This is a genomic window from Marinactinospora endophytica (assembly GCF_054780875.1).
Map to the genome: position 1 here is coordinate 184,734 of NZ_BAAGVM010000011.1, position 12,651 is coordinate 197,384.

The 12,651-nt window shown below is 73.0% G+C and carries 8 protein-coding genes; 5 read left to right on the top strand and 3 right to left on the bottom strand.

Annotated elements, in window-relative coordinates:
• The first annotated feature begins 1,114 nt into the window (after positions 1-1,114).
• The 5 genes from ACYVHU_RS20205 to ACYVHU_RS20225 all read left to right on the top strand — a co-directional run bounded on the left by ACYVHU_RS20205 (position 1,115) and on the right by ACYVHU_RS20225 (position 8,329).
• Positions 1,115-2,119, top strand: a complete 1,005-nt coding sequence (locus ACYVHU_RS20205; protein WP_078759502.1) for a LacI family DNA-binding transcriptional regulator — start codon at positions 1,115-1,117, stop codon at positions 2,117-2,119.
• Positions 2,116-3,615 (top strand): sugar ABC transporter ATP-binding protein, encoded by a 1,500-nt coding sequence (locus ACYVHU_RS20210; RefSeq protein ID WP_498949258.1) that lies wholly within the window; start codon positions 2,116-2,118, stop codon positions 3,613-3,615. The genes ACYVHU_RS20205 and ACYVHU_RS20210 overlap by 4 nt, the downstream gene beginning before the upstream one ends.
• Positions 3,605-5,560 carry an ABC transporter permease/substrate-binding protein gene (locus ACYVHU_RS20215; protein ID WP_078759500.1) on the top strand — a complete coding sequence of 652 codons (1,956 nt, stop codon included), beginning with the start codon at positions 3,605-3,607 and terminating at the stop codon, positions 5,558-5,560. The genes ACYVHU_RS20210 and ACYVHU_RS20215 overlap by 11 nt, the downstream gene beginning before the upstream one ends.
• A 379-nt stretch (positions 5,561-5,939) precedes the next feature.
• Positions 5,940-7,031, top strand: coding sequence for a carboxylate-amine ligase (locus tag ACYVHU_RS20220; protein ID WP_498949285.1), 1,092 nt, complete (start codon positions 5,940-5,942; stop codon positions 7,029-7,031).
• Between the two features lie 275 nt (positions 7,032-7,306).
• A complete protein-coding gene (locus ACYVHU_RS20225) occupies positions 7,307-8,329 on the top strand; it encodes a sodium:calcium antiporter (RefSeq protein WP_432941051.1) in 1,023 nt (340 codons plus the stop codon).
• Between the two features lie 9 nt (positions 8,330-8,338).
• Here the strand turns inward: ACYVHU_RS20225 and ACYVHU_RS20230 are convergent, their stop codons facing one another.
• The 3 genes from ACYVHU_RS20230 to ACYVHU_RS20240 all read right to left on the bottom strand — a co-directional run bounded on the left by ACYVHU_RS20230 (position 8,339) and on the right by ACYVHU_RS20240 (position 12,448).
• Entirely contained in the window at positions 8,339-9,691 is a 1,353-nt protein-coding gene (locus ACYVHU_RS20230) for a flavin monoamine oxidase family protein (protein WP_432941048.1), read from the bottom strand.
• A gap of 76 nt (positions 9,692-9,767) precedes the next feature.
• Complete coding sequence (locus tag ACYVHU_RS20235; protein ID WP_498949259.1) at positions 9,768-11,378, bottom strand: PucR family transcriptional regulator; 1,611 nt, start codon at positions 11,376-11,378, stop codon at positions 9,768-9,770.
• A complete protein-coding gene (locus tag ACYVHU_RS20240) occupies positions 11,375-12,448 on the bottom strand; it encodes a DUF917 domain-containing protein (RefSeq protein ID WP_498949260.1) in 1,074 nt (357 codons plus the stop codon). Before ACYVHU_RS20240 ends, ACYVHU_RS20235 begins: the two co-directional genes overlap by 4 nt.
• Positions 12,449-12,651 lie beyond the last annotated feature (203 nt).

Consider the following 12,651-nt stretch of genomic DNA (forward strand, 5'->3'; position numbering starts at 1 on the left):
CGGGGCGGCGCCGTCCACGCCACCCTCCCGGGCGCCGGTCCGGCCCCGCCGTGAGGCGCGTGACGAGGGCGGGCAGATGGCCGGGCGGCGACCGGACGTCGCGATCCAGCGCGCCCTCGGTGACAGGCGCGCCCGCCCGCCGCGAGACGGCGCGGAGCGCGGTTGGAGCGCCACGTGTCCGACGGCCGGGGCCGTCGTCGCCGCGCTCCCGTGGGAGAACGCCGTCCGGCATGGGCGCGCGCCGCGCGCGGTGATCCGGCCGAGCGCGACCTCGGATCCCCACGTCCCCGGTTCGACCGCGCACGTCGACGGGCAAAGCCGTGTCCCCGCACCGCCTGGTGGCTGTCGACCCACGGGCAACGGCAGGTGAGGAGCAGGACACCACCCGGGCACGTGAAGGTGGCACCCCGCGCGGCGGGGTGATCGTGGCGGGGTCTGTCGGGCGCCACGTGAGACGAGGCCGGGCCGGCGTGGTGCGCGCGGCGTCTCACGCGGGGACACCGGAAACGGGGGCCGGGTGTCTCGGGCGCCGGTCGCTGCTCCGTCCCCGATGGTGGGCACCCGGGGCCGCGCGTGCCCCACGGGCGCGACAGAACCATCCGACGTGTCGGCGCTGCGCGCCGTGGCGCTGGCACGGCCTGCACCGCGTCGAGGCGCCGGGACGCGCCGTCGGCGGCCACGGCGCTGTCCCACCGCGGGGAGGGGCGCGGTCCGGTCCCGGGGCGCCGGACCGGCGCGGGCCGTGGCGGCGCGGACGAGCGTGTTGCGCCGTGTCCGGGCGGGGTCCGGCGGGCGGCCGCGGGGATGCGCCGGCGGCGCGGGAAGGGCGCCGTCCGTCCTCGGACCTCGCGCTCGGCGTGGGGAGAGGAGGCCCTCGGAGTCGGGGCCGGCCGGAGGTCCATCCCGTAGGCCGCAGAGGGGCGGGGCGGGCACCCCTGTCGCGTGATCTCGTGTGAGGGGTGTCGGAGATGTCACACGAGGGAACATGAGGGGCCTTCGAGTCGTCGAAACAGCTTCTGAGCAGTGAAAACGTGAAGAGGGGAGGGGGAGGTAGAGGGGTCGCGCGCGGAAAGTAAACGTTTACACGGCTCGTGTAATCGATTACTTTCCTCTCATGGCCACCATCAAAGACGTGGCCCGGGCCGCCGGGGTCTCCACCGCGACGGTGTCCCGGGTGCTCAACGACCACCCCTCCGTCACCGCGGAGTCCAGGGAGCGGGTCCTCGCCGCGGTGGAACGACTCGCCTACCACCCCAACGCCGCCGCGCGCACGCTGCGCTCGGCCGACGTCACGACATTGGGCCTGGTCATCGGGGACGTCCTCAACCCCTTCTTCACCGAGCTGGCCCGAGCCGTCGAGGACGAGGCGCGCGCCCACGGCTACTACGTGATCACCGGCAACGCCGACGAGGATCCGCGCCGCCAGGACGAGTACCTGGACATCCTGCTGGAGCAGCGCGTCGCCGGGCTGCTGCTGTGCCCGACCGACCGCGTCTCGCCTCTGGTCGAGGAGGTCGTCCGGCGCGGACGGCCGATCGTGCTGATCGACCGCTCGATCGACGGGCTGGACCTCCCGGTCGTGCGCAGCGACAACGCCACGGCGACCCGCGAGCTGGTCGACCACCTCGTGGCCCTCGGCCACCGCCGCATCGCGATCATCTCCGGCCCGACCTCCCTGGTCACCGGCCGGGAGCGGCTCGCGGCCTTCCGGGCGGCGCTCGCCGCCCACGGGCTGGAGGTCGCCGATCGCGACGTGCGCATCGGCGACTTCCAGACGGCCAGCGGCGTCGCCGCCATGGGGGAGTTGATGGAGCGGCCCGATCCCCCCACCGCGGTGTTCGCCGCCGACAACCTGATGGCGCTGGGCGCGCTGCGCTGGGTCCGCGACCGGGGCCTGCGGCCGGGCAGCGACATCGGTCTGGCCAGCTTCGACGACCTGCCCTGGTTCGAGTTCGTCGATCCACCCATCACCGCGGTCCGGCAGCAGACCGAGGAGATGGGGCGCGCGGCGGTGCGCGAGCTCATCGCCCTGCTGAACGGCCGTCCGGCCCGCTCGCGGACACTGCCCTGCCAGCTCGTCATCCGCGGATCCTGCGGAGAGAGACAAGGAGCGCAATGAACACCCGCCGATTGGAACTGATCGGGGTGACCAAGGCCTTCCCCGGCGTGCGCGCCCTGGAAGGGGTCGACTTCGACCTGCGTGGGGGAGAGGTCCACGTCCTGCTCGGAGAGAACGGGGCGGGCAAGAGCACCCTGATCAAGGTGATGGCCGGGGTACACCGCCCCGACAGCGGCGTGGTCAAGGTGGACGGGCAGGAGGTCCGCCTCACCGGCCCCGGCCACGCCGAGCAACTGGGGATCTCCACCATCCACCAGGAGATGGCGCTGGTCCCCGGGCTCAGCGTCGCCGAGAACATCCACCTGGGCCGGCCGCCGCGCAGGTTCGGGCTCGTCGACCGGCGGCGGATGCGCCGGCAGGCCGCCGAGCTCGTCGAACGGATGGGGCTGGACCTCGACGTCGACGCGACGGTCGCCGACCTCGGCGTCGCCCAGCGCCAGATGGTGGAGATCGCCAAGGCGCTGAGCCTGGAGACGCGGTTCCTCATCATGGACGAGCCGACCGCCGTGCTGAGCCGTACCGAGGCCGCCCGGCTGTTCGACATCGTCCGCGACCTCACCCGTTCGGGGGTCGGGGTCGTGTTCATCTCCCACCTGCTCGACGAGATCGCCGAGATCGGCGACCGCGTCACGGTACTGCGCGACGGCGCCAAGGTCGCCGAGGTGCCCGCCTCCACCGACGCCGACGAACTCGTGCGCCTCATGGTGGGACGCTCGATCGAGCAGCAGTACCCCCACCGGCGAGGTGAGGTCGGCGAGACCCTGTTGGAGGTACGCGGCCTGGGCCGTGCCGGGGTCTTCTCGGACGTGTCCCTCACCGCCCGCGCCGGTGAGGTCGTCGGCATCGGCGGGCTGGTCGGCGCCGGCCGTACCGAACTGGTCCGGGCGATCTTCGGCGCCGACCGCCACGACACCGGCGAGGTGGTGGTGGCCGGACGGACCGTGCCCCCGGGGGACATCACCGCGGCCCGCCGGGCCGGGCTGGCCCTCGTACCGGAGGACCGGGCCGGTCAGGGCCTGGTCCTGGGCGCCTCCATCGAGGAGAACATGGGCCTGGCCACGCTGGGCGAACGCACCCGCGCCGGCCTGGTGGACCTGCGCTCCCAGCGTGCCGCGGCGGCGCGGCAGGCCGAGCTGCTCAAGGTCCGCGCCGCGGGGCTGGACCAGGCCGCCGGCACCCTGTCCGGAGGCAACCAGCAGAAGATCGTCATCGGCAAGTGGCTGCTCGCCCGGCCACGGGTGCTGATCCTCGACGAGCCCACCCGTGGGATCGACGTCGGGGCCAAGGTCGAGATCTACGAACTCATCAACACGCTCACCGAGCAGGGCACCGCCGTGCTCATCGTCTCCAGCGACCTGACCGAACTGCTCGGCATGAGCGACCGGGTGCTGGTCATGGCGGACGGGAGGCTGCGGGGCGAGCTCGGTCGCGCCGAGGCGACCCAGGAGAAGGTCATGGCGCTTGCTGTCACAGAGGGGAACGACGGTGTCGGATAGAAAGACGCAACGGGAGCCGGGTCGAGACCGGGCACGGCGGTCGACGCGGCTGCGCGCCCTGGCGGACAACAGCGGTGCCCTGGGCGGTCTGATCGTCCTGGTCGTGCTGCTGGCGATCCTGTCGCCCGACTTCCTCACCGCGAACAACCTGCTCAACGTCGGCGTCCAGGCGTCCGTCGTGGCGATCCTGGCGTTCGGTATGACGTTCGTGATCGTCAGCGGCGGTATCGACCTGTCGGTGGGCAGTGTCGCCGGACTGGCCGGCATCGTCACCGGGTGGACCGTCGCCAGCGGCGGGCTGCCCATGTGGCTGGCGGTGCTGATCGGTCTGGCCGCCGGAGCGCTGGCGGGTCTGGCCAGTGGCCTGCTGATCACGATCGGACGGGTGCCACCGTTCATCGCGACGCTGGCGATGCTCAGCGTGGCCCGTGGACTGGCCCTGGTGATCTCCGGCGGCAAGCCGATCACGCTCGACGGCTGGCTCGGGGAGTTCGGGGCCGGCACGCTGTTCGGTTTCCTGCCCTACCCGGTCCTGGTCATGCTGCTCATCGGCCTGGTCACCGCGTTCGTGCTGCGCCGCACCTACTCCGGGCGCGCCATGTACGCCATCGGCGGCAACGCCGAGGCCGCCCGCCTGTCCGGCATCAAGGTCGGCCGTCAGCAGCTCGTCATCTACGCGCTCTCGGGTCTGTTCGCGGCGGTCGCCGGCATCCTGCTGGCCTCCCGGCTCTCCTCGGCCCAGCCCGAGGCGGGCACCGGCTACGAACTGGACGCGATCGCCGCTGTTGTCATCGGAGGCGCGAGTCTGTCGGGCGGGGTCGGCAGCGCGATGGGCACGTTCGTCGGCGCGCTCATCCTCGGCGTGCTGCGCAACGGTCTGAACCTGTTGAACGTGTCCGCTTTCTGGCAGCAGGTCATCATCGGCGTCGTCATCGCGATCGCGGTGCTCTCGGACACGCTGCGCCGGCGCCGCCGTGGCGGCGGTCCCCGTCCCACGCGCTCGCCCGCGATGCGCCGCGGAGTGGCGGCGGTCCTCGTCGTCATCCTGATCGGGGCCGGCTGGGCCGTCTACCAGCGGCAGAGCGGTGACGGGGCGGAGCGTCCCACGGTCGCCCTGTCGCTTTCGACCCTCAACAACCCCTTCTTCGTCGACGTCCGCGCCGGAGCGTTGGAGGAGGCCGAACGGTCGGGCGTGGACCTCATCGTCAGCGACGCCGGCGATGACTCCTCACGGCAGGCCAACGCGGTCCAGGACGCGATCGCCCGGGGGGTCGACGCGATCGTCGTCAACCCGGTGGACTCCGACGCGATCGTGCCCTCGGTGGAGGCCGCGAACCGGGCCGGGATCCCGGTGATCGCGGTGGACCGGGCGCCCAACGGCGGCGACGTCGTCACCACGATCGCCTCCGACAACGTCGAGGGCGGCCGGATGGCGGCGCGTGAACTCGCCGACCTGGTCGGTTCCGGCCCGATCGCGGTGTTGGAGGGGCAGCCCGGCACCTCGGCCGCCCGCGACCGGGGGCAGGGGTTCACCGAGGAGATCGCCGAGCACTCGGGGATCGACGTGGTGGCCTCCCAGCCCGCGGATTTCGACCGCACCAAGGCGTTGGACGTCATGCAGAACATGCTCCAGGCCAACCCCGATATCGAGGGCGTGTTCGCCGCCAACGACGAGATGGCGCTCGGCGCGGCCAAGGCGCTGGGGGGCCGTGCCGGTGAGGAGGTGGTGATCGTCGGTTTCGACGGCACCCCCGAGGGGCTGGCCGCGGTCGAGGCCGGGACGCTGAACGCCACGGTCGCCCAGCAGCCGAGGATGCTGGGGGAGGCGGCGGTCGGCGCGGCGCTGGACGCCGTGGAGTCGGGGGACCTGGGTCCCGGCGATCCGACCGACATCCCGGTCAAGGTCATGGGGCAGGAGGAGGCGTCCTCCCGATCCGGGAACTGACCCCACTCCCCCTGGGGGAGAAGCGAACCCGTGGGGGCGGGCGGCCGTGGCCGCCCGCCCCCACGGGTGTCGGGGGCCGGCGCATCGGTGTCGGGCCGTTCCGGGGCCGGCCGATACCGGACATCGGTTCCGGTCGGCCGGCCCTTCCCATCCGGGTGCCCGCTGTGGTGGCCCACTGCCTGGGACGGATGGTGCGGGAGACGTCTCCCCCATCTCCCAGAAGCTCTCCAATGGTTTTCCGGAACAGGACTGTGGTGTTTTCCCCGGGTTTATATATAGTGTGAAGCCCCGGTTAATTCAGGGTGCTTCGAAGCACACCTTCAACCGTCGTCTTGCCGCTACTTCGACGCTGTTATACGTTCACCGCATGATCGACAAGATGACGGTCGGAGTGGAAGAAGAATTTCATATCGTAGACCTCTCCAGTCGCCGCCTGACGCCCCGGGCCGGAGAGGTGCTCGCTCTTCTTCCTGGTGAGGGATACAGTCCTGAACTGCAAAAATCGGCAGTGGAGAGTAAGACGCGACCGTCACGGGAATTGGCTGATCTGCGCGAGGACATCTCCGGCCTGCGTCGAACTCTGATCACCGCGGCACGAAAATTAGATCTCGGTGTCGCCGCAGCTGGAACGGTCCCTCTCGTCGATTTCCACGGAGCCCAGGACGGGACCGATCCCAGGTACGGCTTTCTCTACGACCAGTTCCAGTTCCTCGCCCGTGAGCAGCTTCTGTGCAGCACCCAGGTCCACGTCAACGTCGAGGACCGGGATCTCGCCGTGATCCTGGCCCACCGCGTGGAACGCTGGATGCCGATCCTGCTCGCCATCAGCGTCAGTTCTCCCTACTGGATGGGGCAGGACCGTGGGTACGCCAGCGGACGCGCGATGAGCTGGGCGCGCTGGCCCACCTCCGGGCCGATCGGCCGGCTCTCCGGCGCCGCCGAGTACGACCGCATGGTCGCCGATCTGCGCGCCTCCGGCGTCGTCAAGGACGCCGGGATGATCTATTTCAACGTCCGCCCCTCCTCCCATGTGCCGACACTGGAACTGCGGGTGTGCGACTCCTGCCCCGACGTGCGCGACATCCTGCTGATCGCCGGCCTGTTCCGCGCCCTGGTGGTACACGAATGGGAGGCCGAGCTGGCCGGTCGGGCCGCGCCCGAGATCGACCCGGTCCGGGCTCGCGGAGCGCTCTGGCGGGCCGCCCGGTTCGGCGTCGAAGGCGACCTCGTCACCGCGGTGACGCCCACGCCCGCGCCCGGCCGCGAGCTGGTGGCGCGCCTGGTCGACGAACTGGGACCCGTGCTCGACCGGTTGGGGGACCGCTCCCTGGTCGAGGAGGCCGCCCGGGACTTCCTGCGCAGGGGGAGCTCGGCCGCCCGGCAGCGCCGCGCCTTCGCGCGACGCGGCGACTTCGCCGACGTCGTCGACCTCCTCGTCGCGGAGACCGCCGACAGCGCCGACCGGCACTGAGAGGCGGGAGGCGGGAACCCCCGGCGGCCCACGGACCGTTGAACGGGCGACGGCCCGTTCGCGCGGCGGACGTCCGAGGCGACGGGCCGTGACGGTCTCCCGTGAGGGATGTCCGGGCCCCGCGGCGATGCTTCCCCGGCCGCGGGACCCGGACACCGTACCCCGCCCCGCCTCTGTGACCTGGAGAGCCGTCGCCGGTGGAGTGGGTGGGAAGCCAGCGGGTAGCGAGAGGCGGACGTTCTCGTCCGAGCCCCCGACCCGTGATGAGGTGACCCATGGACGACTGGCCGATATGGGTGAGCGCGGTGGCCCTGGCGGTCGCCATGGTGCTGCTGGTGGTCGCCGGCGGCCCGTTCACCCGTCTGGTCGACCGTCTCGCCGACCGCACCGGCATCGGCGAGACGATGGCGGGGGTCCTGCTCATCGGCGCGGTGACGGCCCTGCCCGGACTCATCACCAGTATCCTCGGCGCGGCCCGGGGTGACGCGGTCTTCGCCATGAACAACGCGCTGGGCGGGATCGTGCTGCAGACGACCTTCATCGCGCTGGCCGACGTGTTCTACCGCCGGGCCAACCTCGAACACGCCGCCGCCTCGCTGCCCAACCTGCTGGCCCCGGTCGGCCTGTCCACCATGCTGGCCGTCGTGCTGGCCGCGGGGGCGGGACCCCAGGTCACCGTGTTCGGCGTCCACCCGGTCTCCCTCCTGCTCGTCCTCGTCTACTGGTACTGGCTGCGGCTGTCCCGCGAAGTGGGGGAGAGGCCCATGTGGCGGGTGGAGCCGACCCGCCTCACCCACGCCGACGAGCCCGACCCCGAACAGATGGCGAACGGCGAGCGGCTGTCGTCGATGTGGCTGCGTTTCGCCGGGCTGGCCGCGGTCGTGTCCTTGGCCGGCTATCTCATCGGCGAGGCGGGGTTGTCGCTGACCGAGCGGACCGGCATGTCCAGTGGTTTCGTGGGGGCGGTCATCACCGGGTTCGTCACCTCCGTCCCCGAACTCGTTACCGTGCTGTACGCGGTGCGCATCCGCGCGCTGCACCTGGCCATCGGCGACATCATCGGCGGTAACGGGTTCGACGTGCTGTTCCTGTCGGCCTCCGACATCGTCTACCGGGAGGGCTCGCTCTACGCCGCGGTCAACCGCGAGGTGGTCCTGCTCGTCGGGTTGGGCATCGTCCTCAACCTGCTCGTCGCCGCGGGCCTGATCCGCCGCCAGCGCGACGGTATCGGTTTCGAGGGGATCGCGATGTTCGTCGTGTGCGGGGTGGGCCTGGCGGCGCTGGCCGCCGTGGGCTAGGGGCCCTCCTCAGGCCGCGCCCGGGCACCTCACCGCCCCGGCGGCCACGACCTCCGTGGCGGCGCGCAGGCCGCTGGAGAGCGCGCCGCTGAGGTTGCCGTTCTCGGGGAAGGGGGCGGTCTCGGTCGAGGCCCAGTGGATCCGGCCCACGGGCCTGCGCAGCAGCGGACCGTACTCGGTGAGGAAGCCGGGAGGCGCCGGACAGCGGTAGGCCCGGCTGTAGCGGCCGCCGCCGGCCTTGGAGCAGGAGTAGGACAGCGGCTGGGCCGCGAGCGGGCCCAAGGCCAGGACAAGGTTGTCCAGCAGGAGGCCGCGGTGGCGCGCGGGCTCGTCGATGACCTCCTGGTCGGCCCCCAGGGGGTCGGCCTCGCCGAAGGTGTAGGTGTGGGCCAGCAGACGGCCCTGGAAGGAGTCGCCGGGGCTGTTGTCCATGGTCCAGGCGGGGATGCCGTCGTCGAAGTGGACCTGGCCCGACAGTCCGAAGTTGCGCCAGAAGGGCCGCCAGTAGACGACCTCGGTCTGGATGATCTCGGCCTGCGGCCACTGTTGCTGCATGCGCCACCGGCTCGACGGCAGGCTCGGGGTGAACTCGATGTGCCGGGCGTCGGCCGGTGAGATCGCCATGATGAGGTGGTCGGCGGCGATGGAGCCCCACGGGCCGTGGACGCGCACCCCGGTGTGGTCCTGGTCGACGCGGCCGACGTGGTGGCCGGTCCGCACGGCCGCGCCCGCTCCGGCGCTCAACCGGTCGGTGAGCAGCACGGGATCCAGGCGCAGCAGGTCCTTGCCGTCGCCGGGGCGCGGGCCGAGGTGGGCCAGCAGCCACAGCATGCTGATGCGGTCGGCCGGCAGCCCCGCCTCGGTGGTCAGATGCTCCTCGATCAGGTCCAGCAGCGCGCAGTCCGAGGAGTGGGCGCGCAACCACGAGCGCGCCGTCTGGGAGTCCAGCTCCTCCGCCCGCGGGGACAGCCAGGGGGCCGTCGGGTCGATGCCGGCGGCGAGCCGGGTCAGCCGGTCCAGCAACCGGCCACCGCGTATCCGGGACCACCACGACAGGTCCAGGGGGAGGTTGTCGTCGCTGAGTTCGATCCCGCCCTCCTCGTCGACGCGCAGGTCGTTGAGCGTGGGGTCGTGGGCGAGGGGGTCGACCGGCACGCCGAGTTCGTCGGCCAGCTCCAGCAGCCCCCGCTCGTGCTCTCGGACGAACGCGCTGCCCGGGAGGAGCCCTTCGGTCGCGCGCCCACCGGGACGGTCGGCGCCTTCCAGGACCACGACTCCGTGGACACCGTGGGCGTGCAGGGCCCGTGCGGCCACCAGCCCCGACACCCCGCCTCCCACGACCACGACCCGCGCGTGTTCCACCTGGACTTCCCTTCCCTGCGGCCTGTTCCTGCCATGATCATGACCGGTAACGGGCGCGCTCGCGGCCTGGTTCCGCTCAGAGGGCTACAAACTCCTGGCCGGCGAACGGGCGGGGGAACACCCGGACTGCCAGGTGCAGGGCCAGCCGGGTGTCGGGGTCGGACAGGTCGACGTGGAGGAGGTCCTCGATGCGGCGCAGCCGGTGCATGACGGTGTTGCGGTGCACCCCCAGCGCCCGGGCGGCAGCGGTCACCGAGGCGGCGGCGTCGAAGTAGGCCGCCAGGGTGGGCACGAGCGCGTCGTCGGTCTCGGCGAGCGGGCGCAGCAGCCGCGCGGCCTCGCCGCGGAAGTCGGCGGAGGAGTACCAGTCCACGAGCAGGCGGCCGGGGCCGCCACCGCTGTCGGCGGCCACCGTCCCCGTCCCGCCCCGGGTGAGCGCCCGCAGCGCCGCGGCGCGCGCCGACTCCAGCGTCGCGGCGATCCCCTCGGGGCCCGAGGAGGGCCGGCCCACACCGGCCACGACCGGCCGGCCGGCAGGTGAGGCGGAGAAGGCGGCGAGCGCGCCGGCCAGCCGGTCTCTCAGGTCGGCGTGCGGTGCCGGCCCGCTCGGCCCGGCACCGCTGAACCAGGCCGCGGCCCCTCCCCGCCACCCGATGGGACCGGTCAGGTCCAGCCCCGCGGCGCGCAACCGGTCCTCCAGCGCGGCCAGGGCCGGTGCCTCCAAGGGCCCCTCGTCGACGGGTTGGATCTGGACGCCCACGTGCCGGCCGTCGACCAGCCAACCGAGCGCGGCGGCGCGCTCGCGCCAGCGTTCGCCGATCCGCCCGCCGCCCTCCACCAGTTCGGTGAGCAGCCAGCCGTGGGTCCGGTCCTCCTCGGCCAGGCGCAACCGCCGTGCGGTGGCCCAGGCCGAGACCTCCCCCTGCGCCAGTGCCAGGGCGCGCGACGCCATGTCGCGCCACTGGGGTCCGGCGTCGTCCCGTTCGGCCACCAGCCAGGTCTGGGGGGTGCCGACCGGGACGGAGACGGGCTGGACCACCACGTTGCGTCCCTCCACCAGTTCGGCGGCCGGGGAGCGGAACCGGGCGACCACCCCCGCTGGGACCCGGGGCAGGGGGCTGGTCCCGGTGATCGTGCCGTCGAGGGCGTGTACGGCGAAGGAGGCGTCCAGCGCGCGGGCGACGACGGCGCTGATCCGTTCGAGATCACCGGAGCAGCGGGTGAGTTCCCGGGCCAGGTCGACGAGCAGGCGGGCGGTGGCCACCTGGGGGTGGTGGACGGCCACCGTGACCTCCCCGATCACCGTCGCCGCGGCGGCGCCGGTCACCGCGAGCAGCGCTATCCGGTAGCGGTCGGCCAACCTGCGGGTGACCAGCGCCGGCGCGGTCTCGCCGACGACGATCAGCGCGTGGGCGCCTCGGTGGTGACACATCCGCAGGAGCAGGTCGACGACATGGCCGTGGCGCAGGTCCGGCCGCGCCGACAGGTCGGCCATGACCGCCGCCCGCGACCAGGCCGGATCGCTGTCGGCGCGGCTGCCGGGGTCGGCGCCCAGGGGGACGACGCGGTCGAGGACGCGATCGAGCCCACCGGCGCCGCCCAGCGTTTGGACCCGCCCCGGCAGGGGGAGCGCGAGCAGGTCGCGCGCCGTCACCGGGGTGCCCGTCCCACCCGGCGCGCCGTTCACGACGGCCCCGCCACGGTGTCGAGGGAGCCCAGCCCGTGGGCACCGGGGCCCACCAGGTCGCCGGCGGCCAACCGATCCCAAATGGGCGGGCGCGGGATCCGCAGCACCGACACCGGCTGACGTGGCCGCAGGGCGTCGACGCCGAGCACGCTCCACTCCCGGGCGCTGAGCACCGCGATCACATCGGGGACCCGCGCCACCTGGCGTCCGTCGAGCGCGGCCAGCAGGAATTCGTCGCCGGCGTCCAGCCGCAGGGTCTCCTGGCGGGGGAGCGCGGACTCCAGCGTGACCACCAGATGGGGGGCGGCCCGGTCCGGGCGGAGCACCTCGGCGACGACGCCGTCGAACAGCCATTCGGCGCCGATGGACGCCGCGAACCTCGGACGGTCGTGGGGGTCGGCGCCCGCCTCGCGCAGGCTGCGGCCCAGTGCCAGCGCCCGGGAGACGCTGCCGGGGATCGCGGCCGTGCGCGCCACGTCGGCTCGGCAGGGGTACAGCGCCGTCGCGGCCCAGCCGCCCAGGGCGGGCAGGTTGGCGCCGATGAGCCCGGCGACGCGGAGGTTGTCCTCGCCCCGCACGGTGAGGGTCGTCCCATCCGGTACGGCGAGCACGGCCGGCGCGACGGCGACGCCCGAGGCGGTCAGCGAGGTCTGCTCGACGCGGGGGAAGGCGCGGCCCATGGCGTCGGCGTCCAGCAGGGGCGCGTCCAGCATCGACGCCGCCGCGACGGCCAGGAGCGCGTTGACGCCACCGATCTCCAGCGGCAGCAGCGCGAACGGGGGACGGTCGAGCAGATCCAGGAGGGTGCGCACGGCCGTGGCCAACTCGGTCGAGGGCAGGCGTTCCTCGATGAAGGCGGACGAGCCCGCCACCCCCACGGCGACGACGGTGTGGTCGTCGGGAAGATCCCGCGTCCCCAGCAGCCGTACGGGCCCGCGGTCGCGCAGCGCGGCACGGGCGAACGCGGCGCCGGTCGAGGTGCGCCCGCCCCCGCCGGATCCCAGCAGCCGGGCGCCCAGCGCCAGGTCGGCCAGGTCGGCGACGTCGATCCGCCGCTGCGTCTCCCCCATGGCAGGGAACTGTAGCGCGGGGAAGAACCCCCAGGCCGTCACGGCACGAGGAGGAGGCAGCACAGTGCTGCGCGGACGTCGGGAAAATGTGCGAAACGCACATTGAGCCGCTTCGAAGCGGGCCCTAGCGTGGCACTGTCGCCGGGCACCGCCCTCCGGCGCGGGGGCGGGCCCCCGGTCCTGTCGCCCGGTGGGCACAGGAC